Source organism: Cytobacillus sp. Hm23 (assembly GCF_051842895.1).
Taxonomy (GTDB): domain Bacteria; phylum Bacillota; class Bacilli; order Bacillales; family SM2101; genus Nanhaiella.
Genome location: NZ_JBPXRQ010000020.1, coordinates 73,470 through 97,942, shown reverse-complemented (window position 1 = coordinate 97,942; position 24,473 = coordinate 73,470). Strand labels below are relative to the sequence as shown.

General features: G+C 37.6%; 23 protein-coding genes, 2 rRNA genes and 1 riboswitch. Of the genes, 21 read left to right on the top strand and 4 right to left on the bottom strand.

Going from position 1 to position 24,473, the window contains the following annotated elements; all coding sequences use genetic code 11:
* Positions 1-119: ribosomal RNA gene (locus ACSVDA_RS14095) — 23S ribosomal RNA — on the top strand; the annotation flags it as partial.
* A gap of 83 nt (positions 120-202) precedes the next feature.
* A 5S ribosomal RNA gene (gene rrf, locus ACSVDA_RS14090) occupies positions 203-318 on the top strand.
* Positions 319-535: 217 nt separating this feature from the next.
* On the opposite strand, the gene ACSVDA_RS14085 is transcribed toward rrf, so the two are convergent.
* Positions 536-661 (bottom strand): hypothetical protein, encoded by a 126-nt coding sequence (locus ACSVDA_RS14085; protein WP_485884072.1) that lies wholly within the window; start codon positions 659-661, stop codon positions 536-538.
* Positions 662-744: 83 nt separating this feature from the next.
* Positions 745-1,194 carry an Hsp20/alpha crystallin family protein gene (locus ACSVDA_RS14080; protein WP_485884071.1) on the bottom strand — a complete coding sequence of 150 codons (450 nt, stop codon included), beginning with the start codon at positions 1,192-1,194 and terminating at the stop codon, positions 745-747.
* A gap of 94 nt (positions 1,195-1,288) precedes the next feature.
* On the opposite strand from ACSVDA_RS14080, the gene ACSVDA_RS14075 reads away from it, so the two are divergent.
* From ACSVDA_RS14075 to purD, 13 genes are all read left to right on the top strand, one after another.
* Positions 1,289-1,492 (top strand): NETI motif-containing protein, encoded by a 204-nt coding sequence (locus ACSVDA_RS14075; RefSeq protein WP_485884070.1) that lies wholly within the window; start codon positions 1,289-1,291, stop codon positions 1,490-1,492.
* A gap of 83 nt (positions 1,493-1,575) precedes the next feature.
* A riboswitch (purine riboswitch) is annotated at positions 1,576-1,677 on the top strand.
* Between the two features lie 132 nt (positions 1,678-1,809).
* Positions 1,810-2,298, top strand: a complete 489-nt coding sequence (gene purE, locus ACSVDA_RS14070; protein WP_320208804.1) for a 5-(carboxyamino)imidazole ribonucleotide mutase — start codon at positions 1,810-1,812, stop codon at positions 2,296-2,298.
* A complete protein-coding gene (gene purK, locus ACSVDA_RS14065; protein ID WP_485884074.1) occupies positions 2,294-3,430 on the top strand; it encodes a 5-(carboxyamino)imidazole ribonucleotide synthase in 1,137 nt (378 codons plus the stop codon). Before purE ends, purK begins: the two co-directional genes overlap by 5 nt.
* Positions 3,427-4,719 carry an adenylosuccinate lyase gene (gene purB / locus ACSVDA_RS14060; protein ID WP_485884069.1) on the top strand — a complete coding sequence of 431 codons (1,293 nt, stop codon included), beginning with the start codon at positions 3,427-3,429 and terminating at the stop codon, positions 4,717-4,719. The genes purK and purB overlap by 4 nt, the downstream gene beginning before the upstream one ends.
* 25 nt (positions 4,720-4,744) lie before the next feature.
* Entirely contained in the window at positions 4,745-5,464 is a 720-nt protein-coding gene (gene purC, locus ACSVDA_RS14055; protein WP_485884068.1) for a phosphoribosylaminoimidazolesuccinocarboxamide synthase, read from the top strand.
* Entirely contained in the window at positions 5,457-5,711 is a 255-nt protein-coding gene (purS, locus tag ACSVDA_RS14050; protein WP_214484590.1) for a phosphoribosylformylglycinamidine synthase subunit PurS, read from the top strand. Before purC ends, purS begins: the two co-directional genes overlap by 8 nt.
* Positions 5,708-6,394: a phosphoribosylformylglycinamidine synthase subunit PurQ gene (gene purQ, locus ACSVDA_RS14045; protein ID WP_485884067.1), complete on the top strand. Its 687-nt coding sequence runs from the start codon at positions 5,708-5,710 to the stop codon at positions 6,392-6,394. Before purS ends, purQ begins: the two co-directional genes overlap by 4 nt.
* Entirely contained in the window at positions 6,378-8,597 is a 2,220-nt protein-coding gene (gene purL / locus ACSVDA_RS14040; RefSeq protein ID WP_485884066.1) for a phosphoribosylformylglycinamidine synthase subunit PurL, read from the top strand. The genes purQ and purL overlap by 17 nt, the downstream gene beginning before the upstream one ends.
* Positions 8,582-10,000 (top strand): amidophosphoribosyltransferase, encoded by a 1,419-nt coding sequence (gene purF, locus ACSVDA_RS14035; RefSeq protein ID WP_485884065.1) that lies wholly within the window; start codon positions 8,582-8,584, stop codon positions 9,998-10,000. Before purL ends, purF begins: the two co-directional genes overlap by 16 nt.
* 34 nt (positions 10,001-10,034) lie before the next feature.
* A complete protein-coding gene (gene purM / locus ACSVDA_RS14030; protein ID WP_214484586.1) occupies positions 10,035-11,075 on the top strand; it encodes a phosphoribosylformylglycinamidine cyclo-ligase in 1,041 nt (346 codons plus the stop codon).
* Positions 11,072-11,656: a phosphoribosylglycinamide formyltransferase gene (gene purN, locus ACSVDA_RS14025; protein WP_485884064.1), complete on the top strand. Its 585-nt coding sequence runs from the start codon at positions 11,072-11,074 to the stop codon at positions 11,654-11,656. The genes purM and purN overlap by 4 nt, the downstream gene beginning before the upstream one ends.
* A gap of 12 nt (positions 11,657-11,668) precedes the next feature.
* Positions 11,669-13,201 (top strand): bifunctional phosphoribosylaminoimidazolecarboxamide formyltransferase/IMP cyclohydrolase, encoded by a 1,533-nt coding sequence (gene purH, locus ACSVDA_RS14020; protein WP_485884063.1) that lies wholly within the window; start codon positions 11,669-11,671, stop codon positions 13,199-13,201.
* 227 nt (positions 13,202-13,428) lie between these two features.
* Entirely contained in the window at positions 13,429-14,712 is a 1,284-nt protein-coding gene (gene purD / locus ACSVDA_RS14015) for a phosphoribosylamine--glycine ligase (RefSeq protein WP_485884062.1), read from the top strand.
* Here purD and ACSVDA_RS14010 read toward each other — a convergent pair.
* Entirely contained in the window at positions 14,675-14,755 is an 81-nt protein-coding gene (locus tag ACSVDA_RS14010; RefSeq protein WP_352224052.1) for an EYxxD motif small membrane protein, read from the bottom strand. The genes purD and ACSVDA_RS14010 overlap by 38 nt on opposite strands.
* Positions 14,756-15,038: 283 nt before the next feature.
* On the bottom strand, positions 15,039-15,296 hold the full coding sequence (locus ACSVDA_RS14005) for a YgaP family membrane protein (protein WP_485884061.1): 258 nt from the start codon (positions 15,294-15,296) through the stop codon (positions 15,039-15,041).
* Positions 15,297-15,575: 279 nt separating this feature from the next.
* On the opposite strand from ACSVDA_RS14005, the gene ACSVDA_RS14000 reads away from it, so the two are divergent.
* The 6 genes from ACSVDA_RS14000 (at position 15,576) to ligA (ending at position 24,470) form a co-directional block, all read left to right on the top strand.
* Positions 15,576-17,318, top strand: a complete 1,743-nt coding sequence (locus ACSVDA_RS14000) for an adenine deaminase C-terminal domain-containing protein (protein ID WP_485884060.1) — start codon at positions 15,576-15,578, stop codon at positions 17,316-17,318.
* A gap of 75 nt (positions 17,319-17,393) precedes the next feature.
* Positions 17,394-18,461, top strand: coding sequence for a DUF3048 domain-containing protein (locus ACSVDA_RS13995; protein ID WP_485884059.1), 1,068 nt, complete (start codon positions 17,394-17,396; stop codon positions 18,459-18,461).
* Positions 18,462-18,606: 145 nt separating this feature from the next.
* Entirely contained in the window at positions 18,607-18,906 is a 300-nt protein-coding gene (locus ACSVDA_RS13990; RefSeq protein WP_320208816.1) for a YerC/YecD family TrpR-related protein, read from the top strand.
* Positions 18,907-19,360: 454 nt separating this feature from the next.
* Complete coding sequence (pcrB, locus tag ACSVDA_RS13985; protein ID WP_485884058.1) at positions 19,361-20,047, top strand: heptaprenylglyceryl phosphate synthase; 687 nt, start codon at positions 19,361-19,363, stop codon at positions 20,045-20,047.
* Between the two features lie 60 nt (positions 20,048-20,107).
* Positions 20,108-22,312, top strand: coding sequence for a DNA helicase PcrA (pcrA, locus tag ACSVDA_RS13980; protein WP_485884057.1), 2,205 nt, complete (start codon positions 20,108-20,110; stop codon positions 22,310-22,312).
* 151 nt (positions 22,313-22,463) lie between these two features.
* The gene (ligA, locus tag ACSVDA_RS13975) at positions 22,464-24,470 is read left to right on the top strand and encodes an NAD-dependent DNA ligase LigA (protein WP_485884056.1); all 2,007 of its coding nucleotides are present in this window, start codon (positions 22,464-22,466) and stop codon (positions 24,468-24,470) included.
* Positions 24,471-24,473 lie beyond the last annotated feature (3 nt).

Sequence of the window (24,473 nt, the reverse complement as noted above, 5' to 3'; positions counted from 1 at the left end):
AGATTTCCCATAGCGTAAGCTAGTAAGATCCCTCGAAGATGACGAGGTTGATAGGTCTGAGGTGGAAGCGTGGTGACACGTGGAGCTGACAGATACTAATAGATCGAGGACTTAACCAAGTTAGAAATGCAGAGCAAGCTTTGTTCAATGAATGTCTATTATCTAGTTTTGAAGGAATATCAACTTATTCCTAAATATTATGTCTGGTGGCGATAGCGAAGAGGTCACACCCGTTCCCATACCGAACACGGAAGTTAAGCTCTTCAGCGCCGATGGTAGTTGGGGGTTTCCCCCTGTGAGAGTAGGACGTTGCCAGGCAATAAAAAAACACAGAGTACTTATACTCTGTGTTTTTTTATGTCTATGCAAACAGCGAAAAGACTTAAATAGTCATTTAGCTGTTTTGTATCTTACGCCTCCAAGATATTTCCCTACTATTCTAAAGGGCAAATTTATTATGAGTGTTAATCACGTAATGTAATCAGCTCGTTTCTTCTTGTCTAGCTCCACCTCCTTGCCTCTCGAGGTCGTTTCACTACTTCACCCGAAGGAAAAAAGCGCCTTCAGAGAAAATGCCTCCAGTGCTTGTCGGGGATGAGCAAGGCGCTTGCGCTTTTCTTTCTTGTCTAGTTCTGTCTCCTAACCTCTCGAGTCGTTTCACCTTTGCATCAGAAGACAAAAAGCGTCTTCAGTTGCAAAGGTTCCAACGCTTTTCGAGGTTAAACAGTCGACTCCACTTTTCTTTTAATCCTCTATTTTATGGACTTTTATTTTTTTCTTTGCATCTTTTGAGATTAATTTGTGTAAATGAATAATTAGAAGTCCATTATGATAGCTTGCGTCAATTCGATCATCTATCACTGGAAACGGTAATTCAATATTTTTTTCAACTGTTCCTTCTTGTATACCTTGCTCTTGTAGATCAAAGCCTTTAAATGCTAAGTTAATGTTGCCTTTTACTTCTAATGTTTGATTATTTTTATTTACATAGAGATCAACATCGCTTTCTTTATCAAGCCCAGGCATACTGACCACGACTAATAACTCATTATGTGATTGATAAATATTTACTGGTGCTTGAGATTGAAAGCCATTAAAAATTGAATCAAAACCACTTAAAAAGTCCTTTCCGAAAAAATGCCCCCATTGATCTTTGAGGTTATTAAGGTTTTTAAATTGATCAAAATCTATCATGTAAGACTGGCCTCCTTTACTGCTGTAATATTATATGTTATGGTTCGTTAAACGTGCCTAATAAATAGGAACTAGCATAGAAAGGAAATGTTTGATGAATAGTAAAAAGCCGAAGAAAAAAAAGTTTGTTGTTGATGAAAATGAGACAATAAGTGATTGTCTAAACCGCATGAACAAGGAAGGATATTCACCAACTAGACGAACGGAAGAACCGGTCTTTAAGGAAGTCGAAAAAGGCGGTAAAGTATCAATTGTCCCCAGTGGGAGTACAATTGTCTTTGAAGGAAAGTTAATTTAGAAAACACGAACAATATAAAATAAATAAACTTAAAACGTTCGATGTTTCTGTTGACAATCTTTATCGTCCATTGTTAAGATGTCACTAGAGAAAATTATTTGCCTCATATAATAATGGGAATAAGGCCCAAAAGTTTCTACCCAATAACCGTAAATTATTGGACTATGAGGAAGAGTATTAAGCTGTAAACTAACAGCTTGGCCTGTAAAGTGGACACAAGGTGTCTTTGCCCAGGTAGAGTGCTTTTCCTTATTAGGGAGCGTTCTATGCTGGGCTTTTATTATAGGAACAAAGTGAATAATAAGGAGAGGAAAACAATGAAGCCGCTCGTTGGAGTAATCATGGGAAGTACTTCTGATTGGGAAACGATGAAACATGCTTGCGACATACTTGAAGAATTATCAATTCCATTCGAAAAGAAAGTTGTGTCAGCACACCGAACTCCAGATCTAATGTTTGACTATGCAGAATCAGCTAGAATGCGAGGCATTAAAGTTATTATTGCAGGTGCTGGAGGTGCTGCTCACTTACCTGGAATGGTTGCTTCAAAAACAACACTACCAGTTATCGGAGTGCCAGTACAATCTAAAGCTCTTAACGGCATGGATTCGTTGCTTTCAATCGTTCAAATGCCTGGGGGAGTACCAGTAGCAACTGTCGCAATTGGCAAGGCAGGTGCAACAAATGCTGGGCTGTTAGCAGGTGAAATATTAAGTACACATCTTCCTGAGGTCGCAGCCTCATTAGAACATAGACGCGAGACTATTCGAAATAATGTATTAGAAAGTAGTGATATGCTTGATTAACGAATGCATATTACCAGGAGAGACGATCGGAATCATTGGTGGTGGACAACTCGGTAGAATGATGGCGATTGCTGCTAAGCAAATGGGGTATAATATTGCTGTATTAGATCCTACGCCAAATTCACCTTGTGGTCAAGTCGCTGACATCGAAATCGTTGGTAATTTTGATGATATTGATGCTATTAAGAAGTTAGCACATCATAGTGATGTAGTGACGTATGAATTTGAAAATATAGATTATGATGCTTTAATATGGCTTGAACAGAATGCCCGTTTACCACAAGGTAGTCGTTTATTGGCGATAACACAAGATCGTTCGACAGAAAAAGCTACCATTGCGGATGCCGGAGTTGAGGTTGCTCCATATATATTAGTAGATTCTGAAGAGAAATTAATAGATGCATTAAATCAATTAGAATATCCTTGTGTGCTGAAAACATGTCGAGGTGGATATGATGGCAAAGGTCAAGCCGTTATTCGTAATGATGAAGATATTAGCAAAGCATTACCACTCTTAGACCATGGCCCCTGTGTTTTAGAGGCTTGGATTTCTTTTGAGAAAGAAATATCGGTCATCGTTTCAAGAAGCATGGCGGGGGAAGTAAAGGCATTCCCGGTAGCGGAGAATATTCATGTAGATAATATCTTACATCAATCAGTTGTACCCGCTAGAACTACTGATAAAATAGTTAATGAAGCGCATCAAATAGCAATAAATCTAGCAGAAACATTGCAAATGGTCGGAACATTGGCAGTTGAAATGTTTGTTACAAAAGAAGGCAAAATATTTATAAATGAACTAGCGCCAAGGCCCCATAACTCAGGGCATTATACGATGGAAGCATGTAAAACCTCACAATTTGAGCAGCATATTAGGGCAATATGCAATTTGCCATTAGGAGAAACGGACCTACTAACACCAGTTGTGATGATGAATATTTTAGGTGAGCATGTAGAAGCTGTGATGAACAATATTACAAAATTCACTACGTGTAAGCTCCATCTATATGGGAAAAAAGAGGCGAAAGTAAAGAGAAAAATGGGTCATATTAACATTTTGGCGGATAATAATGAAGAAGCAATCAAGCAAGCGAATAAGCTAAATATTTGGTCGGAGGAGAATGATAAATGATTGAACGTTATACTCGCCCTGAAATGGGAGCAATTTGGACAGAAGAAAATCGCTTTAAAGCATGGTTAGAGGTCGAAATTTTAGCTTGTGAAGCATGGGCAGAACTTGGAGATATTCCAAAAGAGGATGTAAAGCTCATTCGACAAAATGCTTCGTTTGATATTAATCGTATTCATGAAATAGAGGAACAAACTAGACATGATGTTGTAGCCTTCACTCGTGCTGTTTCAGAAACATTAGGTGAAGAGCGTAAATGGGTGCATTATGGCTTAACATCTACTGATGTTGTTGACACAGCACTTTCTTATTTATTGAAACAAGCAAATGACCTTCTTCTAAAAGATATTGAAAACTTTGTTGCCATTTTAAAAGAAAAAGCTCAGGAGCATAAATATACGGTCATGATGGGACGTACTCACGGTGTCCATGCCGAGCCAACAACATTTGGTTTAAAGCTTGCATTATGGTATGAGGAAATGAAACGTAATCTTGACCGTTTTAAAAGGGCTGCAGATGGTGTTAGAGTTGGCAAAATATCAGGAGCAGTAGGAACGTATGCTAATATCGATCCATTTGTAGAGAAGTATGTATGTGAAAAGTTAGGCTTAGAAGCAGCTCCTATTTCTACGCAAACACTGCAACGTGATCGCCATGCTGAATATATGGCAGCTCTTGCTTTAATTGCTACATCAATCGAAAAATTTGCTGTGGAAATTCGTGGTCTTCAAAAAAGCGAAACACGCGAAGTGGAAGAATTCTTTGCCAAAGGTCAAAAGGGATCGTCAGCAATGCCGCATAAACGTAATCCTATTGGGTCAGAAAATATGACTGGTATGGCAAGGGTCATTAGAGGCTATATGATGACAGCATACGAGAATGTCCCATTATGGCATGAGAGAGATATATCTCATTCTTCAGCAGAAAGAATTATTTTACCAGATGCGACAATAGCTCTAAATTATATGCTTAACCGTTTCGGTAACATTGTTAAAAACCTTACTGTTTTTCCAGAGAATATGAAGAAAAATATGGATCGTACACTAGGTTTAATCTATTCCCAACGAGTTTTATTAGCACTTATTGATACAGGAATGACCCGAGAAGAAGCATATGATATTGTTCAACCAAAAGCGATGGAAGCTTGGGAAACACAAGTACCTTTCCGTCAGCTGATTGAGTCAACTGATATGATTACTTCGCGCTTAACTAATGAGCAAATTAATGAATGCTTCGATTATAACTACCATATAAAAAATGTAGATGCAATCTTTAATCGTTTAAATCTTTAAGGCTTAATAAAGGAGGGCGAAAGCAATGGAAAAATTAGCAATGCTATATGAGGGAAAAGCAAAAAAAATATATCGTACAAATGATCCAAACGTTGTGTGGGTAGAGTACAAAGATAGTGCAACCGCTTATAACGGTGAAAAAAAAGCACAGATATTTGGTAAAGGGCGACTTAATAATGAAATTACAAGCTTGCTATTTGAAAAGTTGCATCGCTCAAATATTGAAAATCATTTTATTAAAAAGGTGTCAGAAACTGAGCAGCTTGTAAAGAAAGTTACAATTATTCCTCTTGAAGTTGTTGTGCGTAATTTAGTTGCTGGGAGCCTTGCTAAACGCCTAGGGATTGAAGAAGGTACACCTATAAATCAACCTGTTGTTGAATTTTATTACAAAGATGATGATTTAGGTGACCCACTTATTACTGAAGACCATATTGCAATATTGCAAGTGGCAACAGATGAGCAAGTCTTACACTTGAAAAAAGTAGCATTAGAAATTAATAGAATATTAGTAGAACATTTTCATGGATGTGGTGTTCGTTTAGTAGATTTTAAACTTGAATTTGGAATCACTGAAGAAGGTGCGATCATTTTAGCAGATGAAGTTTCTCCAGATACGTGCCGTTTATGGGATATGGAAACGAATGAAAGATTTGATAAAGATGTCTTTCGTAGAGATTTAGGTCAGCTTACAGATGCTTATGAAGAAATACTAAAACGCTTAGGGGGCTCACAACATGTTTAAAGTGAAAGTGTTTGTTACGTTACGAGAGAGTGTATTGGATCCACAAGGAAGTGCGGTGAAAAACTCACTTCATAGCTTGTCATATAAAGAAGTTGAAGATGTACGCATCGGTAAATATATGGAGTTACAAATCGACAAAACTGATAGAGATATTGATGAGATCGTTCAAGAAATGTGCGAGAAGTTATTAGCAAATACTGTTATAGAAGATTACCGCTATGAAGTTGAGGAGGTCATCTCACAGTGAAATTTGCCGTAATTGTATTTCCAGGATCTAACTGTGATGTAGATATGTATCATGCGATCAAAGATAGTCTAGGTGCAGAGGTAGAATATGTATGGCATGATGCTGTTGATATAGCTCATTTTGATGGAATCCTACTTCCAGGTGGATTCTCTTATGGAGATTATCTCCGTAGTGGAGCAATTGCTCGCTTTTCAAAGGTCATGACAGAAATTAAAAAAGCAGCAGATATGGGGAAACCTATTTTAGGAGTCTGTAATGGCTTTCAAATTTTATTAGAGGCAAATCTACTACCTGGAGCAATGAGACATAATAACAGTTTAAAATTTATTTGCCGACCTGTGGAACTTACTGTTGAAAATAACGAAACGATGTTTACATCTAGCTATGAGCAAGGTGAAGTAATTACCATTCCTATAGCTCACGGAGAAGGAAACTATTATTGTGATGAAGAAACATTGCACAGACTGAAAGAAAACAAGCAAATTGTATTTAAATATAGCTCTGAAAATCCTAATGGTAGTTTAGAAGATATAGCTGGCATTGTGAATGATAAGGGGAATGTACTTGGTATGATGCCACACCCTGAGCGAGCTGTTGAAGATTTATTAGGTAGTGCTGATGGCTTAAAGCTGTTTCAATCGATAGTGAAAAATTGGAGGGAAACTCATGTCGTTACTTCTTGAACCAAGTCCACAACAGATAAAAGATGAAAAAATATACAGAGAAATGGGATTAAGTGATGAAGAGTTTGCTACAATAGAAGGCATTTTAAACCGTCTTCCTAACTATACTGAAACGGGTTTATTTTCAGTTATGTGGTCAGAGCATTGTAGTTATAAAAACTCTAAGCCAGTGCTTAGCAAATTTCCGACAAGCGGTGAAAAAGTGCTACAAGGTCCTGGTGAAGGGGCAGGTATTGTTGATATCGGTGACAATCAAGCTGTCGTTTTTAAAATCGAAAGTCATAATCACCCATCCGCTATTGAGCCCTACCAAGGGGCTGCAACAGGTGTAGGTGGAATTATACGGGATGTTTTTTCAATGGGTGCTCGTCCAATAGCTTTATTAAACTCTCTACGTTTTGGTGAATTGGTTACCCCACGTATGAAATATTTGTTTGAAGAAGTAGTTGCAGGAATCGCTGGTTACGGAAACTGTGTCGGCATACCAACAGTAGGTGGAGAAATCCAATTTGAACCATCTTATGACGGAAACCCGCTTGTTAACGCGATGTGTGTTGGTTTAATTGATCATGAGGATATTCAAAAAGGGCAAGCAAAAGGGATCGGAAATACAGTCATGTATGTTGGTGCCAAAACAGGGCGCGATGGGATCCACGGAGCGACATTTGCGTCAGAGGAGTTATCAGAACAATCGGAAGAAAAACGTCCTGCCGTGCAAGTTGGTGACCCTTTCATGGAGAAGTTATTGCTTGAAGCATGCCTTGAACTAGTAAAATGTGATGCGTTAGTAGGTATTCAGGATATGGGAGCTGCAGGTTTAACAAGCTCTTCAGCAGAGATGGCAAGTAAAGCTGGTTCAGGAATTGAAATGAATTTAGATTTAGTTCCTCAACGCGAAACAGGTATGACTGGTTATGAGATGATGCTTTCAGAGTCACAGGAACGGATGTTAATTGTTGTTGAAAAAGGTAGAGAACAAGAGATACAGCAAATCGTAGTAAAATATGGTCTTGATGCTGTAGCAGTTGGAAAAGTAACCGATGATAAAATGCTCCGTCTTTATCATAAAGGTGATGTTATCGCTGATGTGCCAGTTGATGCTTTGGCTGAAGATGCGCCAGTTTATCATAAGCCTTCTACAGAACCTTCATATTATCAACAATTTCAGGAGATGGCTGTAGAGGTTCCTAAAGTAAATGACTATAAAGAGACGTTATTGCAGTTACTGTCACAGCCGACAATTGCAAGTAAAGAATGGGTATATGACCAATATGATTATATGGTACGTACGAATACAGCCGTATCCCCAGGGTCAGATGCAGCGGTCGTAAGAGTTCGTGGAACAAACAAAGCGTTAGCAATGACAACGGATTGTAATTCTCGTTACTTATATCTAGATCCAGAGGTTGGCGGTAAAATCGCGGTGAGTGAAGCTGCAAGAAACATCGTCTGTTCTGGTGCGGAGCCACTTGCAATTACAGACTGCTTAAACTTCGGGAATCCAGAGAAACCTGAAATTTTCTGGCAGATTGAAAAAGCAGTAGACGGTATGAGTGTTGCTTGTGATACTTTGAAGACACCAGTCATTGGCGGAAATGTATCTTTATACAATGAGACAAACGGAACGGCTATTTATCCGACTCCAGTTGTAGGAATGGTGGGCTTAATTAAAGATTTAGATCATATTACGACACAGCACTTTAAAGCTGAAGGTGATTTAATTTATGTAATTGGTGAATCCAAGGAAGAGTTTGGAGGAAGTGAATTACAAAAATTAACCGAAGGTCGTATTTTTGGTAAGGCACCTGAATTGAATTTAAACGTTGAACAAACTCGTCAAAAACAGCTGCTAACTGCGATCCAAAGTGGTGTTATACAATCTGCACATGACATTGCTGAAGGCGGATTTGCAGTAGCTATTGCAGAATGCTTATTTGGTACTGAAGGTTTAGGGTGTAACGTTAAGATAAGTGGAGATGCAGTCACTTCATTATTTAGTGAAACACAATCTCGATTTATTGTGACAGTGAAAAAAGAAAATCAACAAGCGTTTGAACAGCTTGTTCAAGCCACTTTAATTGGTGAAGTTAGCGTAGAACCAATGTTAATAATCGATAACGAGCAAGGTGAAGATTTGATCCATATTTCGGTAGAAGAAGCTGAAAATGCTTGGAAAGGAGCTATTCCATGCTTGCTGAATTAAAAGGCTTGAATGAAGAGTGTGGGTTATTCGGTATTTGGGGTCATAAGGATGCGTCACAAATTACTTATTACGGCTTACACAGTCTTCAACACCGAGGACAAGAAGGAGCTGGGATTGTAGTAAGTGATGAAAAAAAATTAAAAGGTGTCCGAGGTGAGGGCCTTGTAGCAGAAGTTTTCAGTGGTGGGAAATTAACTGAAATTCAAGGCTCTGCTGCAATAGGTCACGTTCGTTATGCCACAGCAGGTGGGAGTGGGATTGAAAATGTTCAGCCCCTCTTATTCCATTCGCAAAAAGGGAGCTTGGCTATGGCTCATAACGGTAACCTTGTTAATGCAATGGCTCTTAAGCATCAATTGGAGAGTCAAGGTAGTATTTTTCAAACAACTTCAGATACTGAAGTATTAGCTCACCTTATTAAGAGAAGCGGCTTCTCTACCTTTAAGGAACGTGTGAAAAATGCCTTATCCATGTTAAAGGGTGCTTATGCCTTTTTAATTATGGATGAAACTCAAATGATGGTTGCACTTGATCCGAATGGCTTACGACCGTTATCAATTGGGAGATTAGGAGATGCTTACGTTGTGGCTTCAGAAACATGTGCATTTGATGTAGTTGGAGCTACCTATGAACGTGATGTAGAGCCTGGGGAGCTAATCATTATTGATGAAACAGGCATTCATTCTGAAAGGTTTACAGTGACAATGAATCGTGCAATTTGTAGTATGGAATATATTTATTTTTCAAGGCCTGATAGTAATATAGATGGAATTAATATTCATACTGCGAGAAAAAGCCTTGGGAAAAAGCTAGCATATGAAGCACCTATTGATGCAGATGTTGTTACAGGGGTTCCGGATTCAAGTATTTCGGCTGCAATTGGCTACGCCGAAGCGTCTGGTATACCTTATGAGTTAGGTTTAATTAAAAATCGCTATGTTGGAAGAACGTTTATTCAGCCATCGCAAGCTTTACGCGAACAAGGTGTCAAAATGAAGCTCTCTCCTGTACGGGGTGTAGTGGAGGGCAAAAGAGTTGTAATGGTTGATGATTCCATCGTTCGTGGAACAACGAGCCGCCGTATCGTAACAATGTTAAGGGATGCGGGTGCAAAAGAGGTTCACGTTAGAATCAGTTCACCTCCAATTAAAAATCCTTGCTTTTATGGTATTGATACATCAACACATGAGGAGTTAATTGCATCCTCACATTCAGTTGAGGAAATACGGAAGATTATAGGGGCAGATTCAATTTCATTTTTAAGTGAAGAAGGGCTTGTATCAGCGATTGGAAGACCGTATGAAGGCGAATATAGAGGTCAGTGTATGGCATGTTTTACTGGGAAATATCCAACAGAAATTTACCCAGATACGGTTCTCCCTCACGAAAAAGTACTAACTTAACAATACCCAACATTTGATTTAGGAGGATAAACATATGGCGAATGCTTACAAACAAGCTGGAGTCGATATTGAAGCTGGCTATGAAGCGGTATCACGAATGAAGAAGCATATATTAAAAACAGGCAGACCTGAGGTGCTAGGTGCAATTGGTGGCTTTGGTGGCATGTTTGATTTATCAAAAATGAATGTAAAAGAGCCAGTGCTTATTTCGGGAACAGACGGTGTAGGAACAAAGCTTATGCTCGCATTTATGATGGATAAGCACGACACGATTGGTATTGATGCTGTGGCAATGTGTGTAAATGATATCGTTGTACAAGGTGCAGAACCGATGTTTTTCCTAGATTACATCGCTTGCGGTAAATCCTCTCCTGAGAAAATAGAAGCGATTGTGAAGGGTATTGCAGATGGTTGTGAGCAAGCTGGTTGTGCTTTAATCGGTGGCGAAACTGCAGAAATGCCTGGCATGTATGACGAAGAAGAGTATGACTTGGCGGGTTTTACTGTCGGAGTTGCAGAGAAAAATAAGCTTGTTACAGGTGAAGCTATTAAAGAGGGGGATGTCTTAATAGGTCTATCCTCAAACGGCATTCATAGTAATGGTTATTCACTTGTAAGAAAAATATTATTAGAAGAAGCTCAGCTTGATTTAACGAATACTTATGGTGACTGTACTTCAGCACTTGGAGAAGAATTATTACGTCCTACTAAAATATATGTCAAACCAATTTTATCTTTGTTAAAACAAAGTCAAGTAAATGGCATGGCACATATTACTGGCGGGGGGTTTGACGAAAATATTCCCCGCATGCTACCAAAGGGATTAGGTGCAGAGGTAGATTTCGGATCATGGCCAATACCTCCTATATTTGATCTTATTCAAGCAAAAGGAAAGTTAGATAAAAGAGAGATGTTTTCGATTTTTAACATGGGGATCGGTATGGTGTTGACGATGAGTGAAGAAAATATGCACGAAGCCATTCAATTGTTAGAAGCAGCTGGTGAAAAAGCATTTCTGATCGGTAGGGTAAAAGCAGGTGAAGGTGTAACGTACGGTGGAGGAGCACTAAAATGAAAAATATAGCTGTATTTGCCTCAGGGAGTGGCACAAATTTTCAAGCGATTGTCGACGCCGTTTATAACGGACATCTTGAGGCTAATGTAAAACTACTTGTGTGTGACAAACCACATGCGAAAGTCATACAACGCGCACAGCAAGCTAATGTTAATGTTTTTTCTTTTTCACCAAAAGATTATGATAATAAGGAATCATTTGAGCAAGAAATCGTTTTAATACTTAAAGAAAATGATGTAGATTTCATTGTCCTGGCAGGTTATATGCGCTTAGTTGGTAGCACGTTGCTTTCTGCGTACAGTGGTAACATTGTTAACATTCATCCTTCTTTATTACCAGCTTTCCCAGGCAAGGATGCTATTGGTCAAGCATTCAGAGCCGGGGCAGCCAAGACGGGTGTAACGGTTCATTACGTTGATGAAGGAATGGATACAGGCCCTGTTATTGCTCAAGAAGAATTGCACATACATGCAGGCGAGACGATTGAAAGTATTGAGGAACGAATCCATCAAATTGAGCATCAATTTTACCCAAACACTTTACAAAAAATTTTTGCAGAAACGAATAACATGAGTAAATAGGAGGAAGAAACAGTGAGAAGAGCGCTAGTAAGTGTATCAGATAAGGAAGGAATAGTACCATTTGTACAAGGCTTAATTGATTGTGGTATCGAAGTAATTTCAACAGGTGGTACGAAAAAGATTCTTGAGGACAATGGAATCAAAGTCATTGGTATTTCTGAAATTACTGGCTTTCCAGAAATACTAGATGGACGTGTGAAAACTCTTCATCCGAATATTCATGGTGGTTTACTAGCAGTAAGGGATAACGATGCTCATGTAAAACAAATAACTGAACATAATATCACACCTATTGATGTAGTTGTTGTGAATTTATACCCTTTCCAACAAACAATTGAAAAACCAGATGTAACCTTAAAAGACGCAATCGAAAATATTGATATCGGTGGGCCGTCAATGCTTCGTTCAGCAGCAAAAAACTATCAAGATGTAACAGTTGTAGTAGACCCAGCAGATTATGAAAAAGTACTAACAGAAATAAGTGAGAACAACTCCGTAACATTTGAAACAAAGCAAAACCTTGCTGCAAAAGTCTTTAGACATACAGCTAGATATGATGCACTTATAGCAGAATATTTGACAGAAGTGACAGGTGAAGAAAGTCCAGAGTCATATACAGTTACGTTTGAAAAGAAACAAGACTTACGATATGGAGAAAATCCTCACCAAAAGGCTACATTTTATAAGAAGCCTTTAGGAACTAATTACTCTATCGCAAACGCTGATAAATTACATGGTAAAGAATTATCTTACAACAATATCAATGATGCAGATGCAGCATTAGAAATCGTTAAAGAATTTAATGAGCCAGCTGCAGTTGCTGTTAAGCATATGAACCCTTGCGGCGTAGGTGTAGGCTCACACGTACTAGAAGCATATAAAAAAGCATATGAAGCAGATGCTACATCTATCTTCGGTGGAATCGTTGTAGTGAATCGCGAAGTAGATAAAGAAACTGCACAGCTTATGCATGAGATATTTCTAGAAATCGTCATCGCTCCATCATTTAGCGAGGAAGCATTAAATATATTGACACAGAAGAAAAATATTCGTTTATTAAAAGTTGATTTTTCTAGCCAACAGCATGATGGCAAACGTCTTACTTCCGTGCAAGGAGGCTTACTTGTACAGGATGAGGATGCGAAATCGTTGGAAGATGCATCTATAACAATTCCTACGAAACGTGAACCAACTGATCAAGAATGGGCAGATCTTAAGTTAGCATGGAAAGTTGTGAAGCATGTTAAATCTAATGCAATTGTCATTGCAAAAGATGATATGACGATTGGTGTCGGCGCGGGACAAATGAATCGAGTTGGTGCTGCTAAGATTGCAATCGAACAAGCAGGAGATAAAATTGAAGGATCAGCCCTAGGATCAGATGCATTCTTTCCAATGAGTGATACTGTTGAAGCAGCTGCTAAAGCGGGAGTAACTGCAATCATACAACCAGGCGGTTCAATTCGTGATGAAGATTCAATTAAAAAAGCAGATGAATATGGAATTACAATGGTATTCACAGGCATCCGCCACTTCAAGCATTAAGAAATAAAAGCGAAAACGCCTTGACCATCCCCGACAAGCGTTGGAACTATTTCACATGAAGGCGCTTTTTGCCTTCGGGTGAAATAGTGAAACGACTCGAGAGGTTAGGAGACGGAACTGGACAAGAAGAAAAGCAGAAGCCCTTTTAATCTCTGAGAGGATATTGGAAGATAAGACAGATGAGCTGTAATATAAATAATGATAATTAGTAGCTGAGGTGAAACACGATGAATGTATTGATAGTTGGTAGGGGCGGTCGTGAACATACAATTGCATGGAAAGTAGCTCAAAGTTCAAATGTTAATAACGTGTTTGTAGCACCGGGCAATGTAGGTATGGAGGATGTTGCAACGCTTGTAAATATTGATGAGAATGATCATGAAGCACTACTCGAATTTGCAAAAAGCGAGAAGATAGATTTAACGATTGTTGGTCCAGAGGTACCTTTAATAAATGGCATCGTAAATGCATTTCAAATCAATAATTTACCTATATTTGGTCCAACAAAGGAAGCTGCTCTAATTGAAGGAAGTAAAACCTTTGCAAAAGATATAATGAAAAAGTATGAGATTCCTACAGGTCAATATGAATCCTTTACATCATATGAGGAAGCAAAGAACTATCTTTTAAAAGTCGGAGCTCCAATCGTCATTAAAGCAGATGGTCTTGCAGCTGGAAAAGGTGTCACTGTTGCAATGACGATGGAAGACGCACTTGAAAGCCTACATGAAATGATGAATGAGGAGAAGTTTGGCGATGCTAGTACTCAAGTTGTCATTGAGGAATTCTTAGCAGGTGAAGAATTTTCATTAATGGCATTTGTAAATGGAACAGAAGTTTATCCAATGGTCATTTCCCAAGATCATAAACGTGCGTACGATTTTGATAAGGGGCCGAATACTGGTGGAATGGGTGCATATTCTCCTGTACCACAAATTTCTGATGTAGTAGTTGAACAAGCTATACAAACGATCTTAAAGCCTACTGCAGAGGCAATGGTAGCTGAAGGTCGTTCCTTTACAGGTGTGTTATATGCAGGTTTAATTAATACTACAGATGGACCAAAAGTGATTGAGTTTAACGCCCGATTTGGTGATCCAGAAACACAAGTAGTTTTGCCAAGACTTGAGAGTGATTTTGTAGAGACATTATTTCAAATTTTGGAAGGGAATCGAGTGACGTTAACTTGGAATGATTCAGCAACTATCGGAGTTGTGTTAGCTTCAAAGGGATATCCAAATCAATATGATAAAGGTGCTGAAATTGCAGGCTTAAATAATGTGAGCAATAAAACATTAGTTTTTCATGCTGGCACAGCAAAGCAGCATGACAAGATTGTAACGAACGGCGGCCGTGTCTTAGCTATCGTAACAACTGGGAGCTCATTAAAAGAAGCTCAAAACAAAGTTTATCAGGAAATAGATCACATTCAAAGTGAAGGGTTATTTTACCGCAAGGATATTGGTAATAAAGCTATCGAACCCGCTTCTTACGAACATACACAAAAGTAATTGCGATAATACTTCCTATTAATATGGTGAGAACAAATGTCATGTCTGTGAAATATTCTAATAGCATAAAATCAACCCCTTAATGAGTAGCCTCCTGCGGTAGAAATTGCAGGAGGTTGTTAAAGATAAGAATCATTTCGTAAGTTCTGTTTTTTACGGTCTCATTTTATGACTGCACGGTAGTTTTGTGAAAATATAGTAGCTTAATTTTTATTGTGACAAACAACTTGTTGTCCAAATAAGCTAGAGAAAAAAGAACCTAGAATTTTTCTGGATTTTCCACCTAGGTAAGCCTCTTTGAGTTAAGAATACTATAGCTGATGTAATTAAGATGGGTTGATTGAATCCATATCATTATTAAGATTAATTCCTGATTCATTTTTGGATGTATATTTTTCAATACAAGCAGTTAATGGACAAAATCGAGTGATTCCTTCACCAATTTTCATACCTGCAATCATTGCAACAACTAAATATGATTCTCTCCAAGGTCTCTTCACCATCTTAGCAGTAGCCCATGAAAGTAGAGTGAAACCGCAGGTAATACGGATTAATGCATTGATTATACTGATGTTTGGTTTCATAGATGATTACACACCTTCCTATATCAATATCATTTGTTCAAATTACTTTCGTACGGTAAAATGTAAATAAGCCCATATATTGTTCCTAGCTGATTTTTAATTGGGCAAGCAACAATAATTGTGAAAAAAAACCAAATAAATAAAAGATGGTCAATATGTTAATGAAAACGCATACATAGCCGTACGATTTATATCTCAACAAGTGGTTGAATCTAAAGCATTTCCTAGATGATTACGGAGCCAACTGTTATTTTAATTCTGTTTGAATGGAGGAATTCCATGCCCGACCAACGATATAGGTGGAAGAATAAACACCTACGTGAACATGTAGCTGTTATTGATGGAATCATACCACCAACATTAGTTTTAACTAATGCAATATATTTAAATCAAGTTTTAAATCAGTGGGTTAAAGCAAATATTTGGATTTACTATGAAAGAATTATTTATGTCGGTAAAGAACTACCATCTCATATTGATAAATGTGAAATCGTTGATTGTAATGGGTACTATTTAGTACCAGGATATATTGAGCCGCATGCGCACCCATTTCAGTTATATAATCCCCACTCATTAGCTGAATATGCATCTCAATATGGCACAACAACGTTAATAAATGATAATATGAGCTTGGTTTTACAATTACCAACAAAGAAAGCGTTTTCTTTTGTATCTAAATTGAAAAATATACCATCAACTTTATACTGGTGGTGTAGGTTTGATCCGCAAACAGAAATTCACGATGAAGAGTTAATTTTTTCTCATTCTACTGTTAAATCCTGGCTTGAGCATGATGCAGTTTTGCAAGGTGGTGAGCTTACTGGCTGGCCGAAGCTTCTTGCTGGTGATGATATGATGCTTCTTTGGATTCAAGAAGCAAAGCGCTTACGTAAACAAATTGAAGGTCATTTTCCAGGCGCATCTGAAAAAACACTTGCAAAAATGATGTTGTTAGGTGCGACAAGTGATCATGAGGCAATGACTGGTGAAGAAGTATATACTCGTTTGTTGCAGGGCTATACGACATCACTTAGGTATTCATCAATTCGACCAGACTTACCTAAGTTGATAGATGAAATGCATGCTCTTGGAATTAACAAATATGATCATTTGTTCTATACAACTGATGGGTCTACACCATCATTTTATAAACAAGGCTTTATTGACAACTTGATTAACATTGCAATAGACAAGGGTGTCCCACCAATTGACGCATACAATATGGCAACAATCAATGTTGCTAGATACTATCAAATAGAGTATTTACATGGCAATATTGCAACAGGAAGGGTAGCGAATATAAACTTCTTAACAGAGAAAGACAACGCGACTCCTGTATCAGTACTTGCAAAAGGAATGTGGCTAAAAAAAGATGGTCGTAATACAAATAACTTTGGTCATTTTTCTTGGGAAGAGGTAGATTGGCCTCAATTAAATATGAAATGGGATTTAAAATGGGAAGACTTACAGTTCTCTATGCCTTTAGGGCTGAGGATGGAGAATGATGTAATTATGAAGCCGTATTCGGTAAATATTGATGTCTCTGTAGACGAATTATCAACAAGCCATGATGAGAGCTTTTTAATGCTCGTTGACCGAAATGGTAAGTGGCGTCTGAACACCATTATAAAAGGATTTGCCTCGAATTTATTAGGTATGGCAAGTTCATTTTCTAATACAGGGGATTTGATCTTAATTGGTAAAAATAAAGCTGACATGCTAGCTGCATACACACGGATGAAAGAAATAGGTGGTGGAATAGTCATAGCTGAAAATAATTCCATCATCTTTGAAATTCCTTTAAAGCTTAATGGAGTCATGTCTTCGAAGCCAATAGCCGAACTCATTCCACAAGAGCAGCAATTTAAATTAGTGTTACGTGAACGAGGCTATCAATATGAAGATCCTGTATACTCATTACTATTTTTACAATCGACACACTTACCATATGTTCGCATCACACAGCAAGGAATTTACGATGTGATGAATAAAACTGTACTCTTTCCAACAATAATACGTTAAAATATAAAAGTATAGATATAGTATGATAATATTGATAGATAAGGTTGTGTTTTAATGAGGGTTGGGAAATTAGGTATGGCAGTTCTATTAGGTATTGCTATTACTGGATGTAGTAATGAAGACGAACAGGTTGTTAAAGAAGTAGAAGAAAATATAGAGCAAGTAGAAGCAGAAGAAGAAGTCGATGAAACTACGACAACTGTAGTTGAAGAAGAACAGTTTGAATACCATTTTCCTTTAACAGGGATCGGTACGAATGATGAATCGGTTCATCAACGTGCTGTTGCGGTTATGGTTAATAATCACCCAAATGCTCGACCTCAAACGGGGCTAACTCAAGCAGACTTAGTGTATGAAATGCTAACTGAAGGAGATATTACTAGACTATTGGCTTTTTACCAGAGTGATATTCCAGCAAAGGTAGGTCCTGTAAGAAGTGCAAGGCATGATTTTATTGAACTTAGTGATGGCTATGATGCATTGTATGTTTACCACGGTACTTACACAATACTAGAGCAAAAATTACGAAACGGCCTTATCGACAATATTAGTGGAAGTTACCATGATAATGATGGTACTGTATTTGAACGTGCAAATTACCGTAAAGCACCTCATAATTCCTATTTATTATTTGATGGTTTAAATGGAGTAGCTACTGATCGTTATAACTACTCAATTACAAACGAAGTTGGTATTCCACCTCTACCCTTTGCGAGTGATGATGAGGAGATAAGTGGAGATGACGTTCAATCAGTGATGATTACGTACTCAAATAGTTATTATGCTACTGTCGAGTATGTATACGACCAAATTCAGGAAAAATATACACGATTTACTGGCGAAGATCAAACGAAGGATTTCGAATCTGATACACCCGTCTTAATAGATAATATTATGATTGTTGAAATGAATCATCAAATCATTGATGAAGTAGGTCGTCGAGATATAAATTTACAATCAGGCGGTAAAGGCTATCTACTTCAAAAAGGTAAACTTCAAGAAATTGATTGGCAAAACGTAGATGGAAGAATCCTTCCATTTAAAGATGGACAACATGTAAAATTCCTACCGGGGAAAACATGGATTAATATTATTCCAACATCACCAGGACTTGCTGGTTCTGTATCAACTGGAAATGATTAGAGAAATAAGATTCTATTGAGTATCTAAAAAAAGATGGAAGTTATTATTTTACCTAATTAAAAAATTTCATAACAAAGGATGTTGTTGCACTCCTTTTTGTGTGCACAAAAACTATATTAATAAAGAGAAGAAGGATGGGATTGTCATGCAAATAGATAAATTACGTGGCAAGGAGCTAGATCAATTATTTAAAGCTGTTCTCTCTCTAAGGGATCTAGAAGAATGCTATAAATTTTTTGATGACTTATGTACAGTCAATGAAATTCAATCGCTTGCCCAACGATTAGAAGTCGCTAGAATGTTACAGGATGGCTTTACTTATCATAAAATAGAAACTGAAACTGGGGCGAGTACAGCTACTATTTCACGAGTGAAGCGTTGCTTGAACTATGGAAATGATGCATATATAATGGCATTAGATAGAGTAAATGACGAAAATAAATAAAGAACAAAAGCCGTTGCACTTAGCTCCGGCTTTTTTGTAGCAATTTTAAGGCTTGATGTTGAAAATCTAATTTAAGTAATAATCGACGAAAAGAAAGGCTCTTTTCGTAAACTTTGTTGCTATTTGAGACTAATTTAGGACATCAACAATTGAATTTATGTAAATGACCTCATTTAAAATGAGCAAAGAAGCTACGACCGTTTGGTTTATACGTATCTATTTCTTGGAACGAAAAACAACACTTAATGAGAAAACAGACTAAAGAAAAAAACTTGGATACTTATTTCCAGTGCGTATGCAATTTTCTATTCGCACATTTGAGGTCACTTAACTCATATATCGGAGTGTGGATCCCCCTAAAAAAGGAGTTTCTGTGCTTGGCTGGAATACCTGTGTGCGAGCACTTTTCTGTTATAATAGTTTAATGGATATTTGATTGGAGGAAGCATAGGTAATGTATGATTATAGGGAATGGCGTCATGTCTTTAAGCTTGACCCAAATAAAGAGATTTCAGATGAACATTTAGAAAGAATATGTGAATCAGGTACTGATGCAGTTCTTGTTGGGGGTAGTGATGGTGTCACACTTGAAAATGTACTACATTTAATGTCAAGAATTCGACGTTATACAGTTCCTTGCGTACTTGAGATTTCTACAATTGCTTCTGTAACCCCAGGATTTGATTTTTACTTTATTCCGACTGTATTAAACAGCCAAAATATTCAATGGACCATTGGTATGCACCATCAAGCTATTAAAGAGTATGGAGATATTATGAATTGGGAAGAAATTTTAGTTGAAGGATACTGCATATTAAATGGTGACAGTAAAGCAGCACAACTAACAGAAGCTAACACTTCCATATCAAATGAAGATGTGATTGCATATGCACGGATTGCCGAAAATTTATATCACCTACCAATTTTTTATCTTGAATATAGCGGAACATACGGTGATGTAAACATTGTTAAAGATGTCAAAAGCGAGTTATCTCATACGAGGTTATTTTATGGTGGCGGAATTTCATCAAAGGAACATGCCTTGGAGATGGCTAAGTATGCAGATACGATAGTAGTTGGTAATATTATTTATTCAAATATTGATGCTGCTCTGGAAACTGTTGAAGTAGTTAAAGAGTAGTTTGTCAAAATGATAAATATACGATAGAATAGAACGTACGTTTGTATAGGCGGTGAGGACATGCAGTATATTAGTGAAAGATTGTTAACAGGATTAAATCCGCAGCAACAAGAGGCAGTAAAGGCAACAGATGGGCCACTTCTGATAATGGCAGGAGCAGGCAGTGGTAAGACTAGGGTATTAACGCATCGGATCGTATATTTGATGACAGAAAAAGAAATTGCTCCGTGGAATATTTTAGCAATTACTTTTACAAACAAAGCGGCAAGAGAAATGAAGGACCGTATTCAATCACTCCTAGGCCCAGCCGCTGAAGAAATTTGGATATCTACGTTTCATTCTATGTGTGTACGAATTTTACGTAAAGATATTGACAGAATTGGTATAAATCGAAATTTCTCAATTCTAGATTCTTCAGATCAGCAATCAGTCGTAAAAAACATACTTAAAGAAAAGAATATTGACCCTAAAAAGTTTGACCCTCGAACGATTTTATCAACAATTAGTAGCGCCAAAAATGAATTGATTGACGCTGAAGAATATAGTAAGCAAACGGGTAGCTATTATGAAGAAACAGTAAGTAACGTCTATAGTGAATATGAAAGCCGTCTTAGAAAGAATCAAGCGCTAGACTTTGATGATCTCATTATGTCTACTATTCACTTATTTAAACGTGTGCCAGAAGTGCTTGAATATTACCAGCGCAAGTTTCAGTATATTCATGTTGATGAGTACCAAGATACGAACCGCGCCCAATATATGCTCGTAAAAATGTTAGCAGAACGACTAGAAAATTTATGTGTCGTAGGTGATTCTGACCAGTCTATTTATCGATGGCGTGGAGCGGACATTGCAAATATCCTATCTTTTGAAAAAGACTACCCAGATGCAAATGTTATCTTATTAGAACAAAATTATCGATCATCTAAACGCATCTTGCAAGCAGCAAATAAGGTGATTGAACAAAATATGAACAGAAAGCCTAAAAATCTTTGGACAGATAATCCAGAAGGTAATAAGATTTCATATTATCGTGCAAATAATGAATTTAGTGAAGCTCAGTATGCTGCTGGAAAAATCAATGACCTTGTGGGTAGTGGAAGCAAGAAACTTTCGGATTTTGCAATTTTATACAGAACAAATGCACAATCTAGGGTTGTGGAGGAAGTATTATTAAAATCAAATATCAACTATACAATCGTTGGTGGTATTAAGTTCTATGACCGTAAGGAAATAAAAGATATTCTTGCTTATTTACGTGTGATTGCTAACCCCGACGACGATATCAGTCTAACGAGGGTTATTAATGTACCAAAACGTGGGGTAGGAGCTGCCTCTGTAGATAAAATTGCAAACTATGCGATCGCCAATGAGTTATCATTGTTTCAGGCCCTTGGGGAAATAGACATGATAGGTGTAAGTACGAGAGTTAAAAATGCGCTAACAGATTTTCGTAATATGATTCGCCATTGGACTAGCATGCAAGAGTATTTATCTATAACGGAGTTAGTTGAAGAAGTCCTGGAAAAAAGTGGCTATCGAGAAATGTTAAAAAATGAAAAGACGCTAGAATCACAGAGCAGATTAGAAAATATAGAAGAATTTTTATCGGTTACAACAAATTTTGAAAAGCAAAATGATGATAAAAGTTTAGTCGCATTTCTAACTGATCTTGCTCTGGTTGCAGATATAGACCGTTTAGATGAAGAGGAAGAGCAGGATAAGGAAGCTGTTGTTCTTATGACTTTACATTCAGCAAAAGGACTTGAGTTCCCTGTTGTATTTCTATTAGGCATGGAAGAAGGAGTTTTTCCACATAGTCGCTCACTTGATGAAGAGGCTGAAATGGAGGAAGAACGTCGACTAGCTTATGTTGGGATTACACGTGCAGAAAAAGAACTACATTTGTCCAATGCTGAAATGAGAACCTTGTTTGGACGAACGACGATGAATAGTGAATCGAGGTTTATAGGAGAAATTCCTGAAGAATTACTCGATGTTATCGTAGATAGTCAAAAGCAAAATACCCCATTCACATCTAGAAGTTCCGTGTCAAAAACTAGCTTCAAATCGGTAGCAAAATCAACTGGTGGAGATTCAATTGAGTGGCAAGTAGGTGACAAAGCTTCACATAAAAAGTGGGGCACCGGGACAGTAGTTAGTGTAAAAGGAGAAGGTGAGGGGAAAGAACTTGATATAGCTTTTCCAAGTCCAACAGGCATAAAACGCTTGTTAGCTAAATTTGCACCTATTACTAAATCTTAAGAGTCAAGTATAGAAGTAGGCTTTTTACAATTGAATGAACTAATGAGATTTACTTTGTGTAATAGTAAGTCAGAAGAATTATTTAAACCTCTTTGTCCATTAACGATGATATAAACTCTAAAAGTGTGTATTTATGAAGGAGGGTGAACAGATGGATCGACAAATAGCGATAAAACGTGTACAGAAATTGAGTACATTAATAACTAAATACAACTATGAGTATCATGTACTAGACCAACCGACAGTTTCTGATTACGAATATGATCAATTAATGCAAGAATTACTTGAGCTTGAAGAACAGTTTCCAGATCTTAAATCAACTGACTCTCCTTCACAGCGCGTTGGAGGGGAAGTATTAGAATCATTTTCAAAAGTGGAACATGATGTGCCAATGCTTAGTCTTGGAAACGCATTTAATGAAGTTGATTTATTTGATTTTGATCGACGTGTACGTCAAGAAGTAGGGGACGAAATTAGATATGTTTGTGAACTGAAGATAGATGGTTTAGCTGTATCGCTCAAATACGAAGACGGTGTATTTGTTCGCGGTGCGACAAGGGGAGACGGTACCGTTGGAGAAGAGATCACAGCTAATTTAAAGACCATTCGATCAATTCCATTGCGTCTAAATAAGCCAGTTAGTATGGAAGTTCGTGGAGAAGCTTATATGCCAAAGTCCTCATTTAAGAAATTAAATGAGGACAGAATACAGCTAGGAGAAGAACCATTTGCAAATCCTCGAAATGCAGCAGCTGGGTCGCTTAGACAACTTGACACAAAAATAGCAGCCTCTAGAAATTTGTCTATATTTATATATAATATCGCGGAAATGAGTGCTACAAATATCCAGTCTCATAGTGAAGGGTTAGCTTTTTTGGAGAATATAGGTTTTAAAGTGAGTAACGAGAAAAAAGTTTGTGGGAATATAGAGGAAGTTATCGAGTATGTTTTAAGTTGGCATGAAAAACGTCCGAACCTTGCTTATGATATAGATGGCATAGTGATTAAGGTTGATTCTTTGGAACAACAAGATCAGTTAGGCGCTACTGCTAAAAGTCCTCGTTGGGCAATTGCTTACAAATTCCCAGCTGAAGAAGTTGTTACAAAGCTATTAGAAATTGAGCTTAGTGTTGGACGCACTGGTGTGATTACACCTACAGCTATTTTAGAGCCTGTGCAGGTAGCTGGGACAACTGTACAAAGAGCATCTTTGCACAATGAAGATTTGATTCGAGAAAAAGACATTAAAATTGGCGATTACGTTACGATTAAAAAAGCCGGAGACATTATACCAGAAGTTGTCAATGTCATTGTTGAAAAGCGCTCTGGAGATGAGTTAAGCTTCCATATGCCTACACATTGCCCAGAGTGTAATAGTGAGCTTGTTAGGTTAGAGGAAGAAGTTGCGTTAAGATGTATTAACCCTAAATGTCCTGCTCAAATTCGTGAAGGGCTGATTCACTTTGTATCTCGAAATGCGATGAATATAGATGGTTTAGGTGAAAAAGTCATCACACAACTATTTGCGAATCAGTTGATTGTGGATGTTGCTGATTTATATAAGTTAACAAAGGAAGAGTTGCTAAACCTGGAACGTATGGGTGAGAAATCGGCTACAAATCTCATTCAAGCCATAAACAATTCTAAGCATAATTCATTAGAGCGTTTATTATTTGGTCTAGGGATTCGCCATGTTGGAGCAAAGGCTGCTAAGACATTGGCTATGGAATTTGAGACAATTGAAAAACTTCAAGCAGCAACATTCGAACAGTTAATTAGTATAAATGAAATTGGAGAAAAAATGGCTGAATCGATTGTTACATATTTATCAAGCTCTGAAGTTCAAGCATTGATTGAGGAACTGAACAGCTTAGGGGTAAATACAAGCTTTACTGGAGTAAAAGCCCTACCATCAGAAAGCGGCGATTCATTTTTTGCAGGAAAAACAGTTGTATTAACTGGGAAGCTTGAACAACTTACTAGAAACGATGCAAAAGAAAAGATTGAAACTTTAGGCGGAAAAGTAACGGGAAGTGTGAGTAAAAGTACTAATTTAGTCATTGCAGGTGAAGCAGCGGGTTCTAAATTAACAAAGGCTAAACAGCTCTCAATAGAAGTTTGGGACGAACAACGATTAATTACGGAATTTGAAAAATAAGAG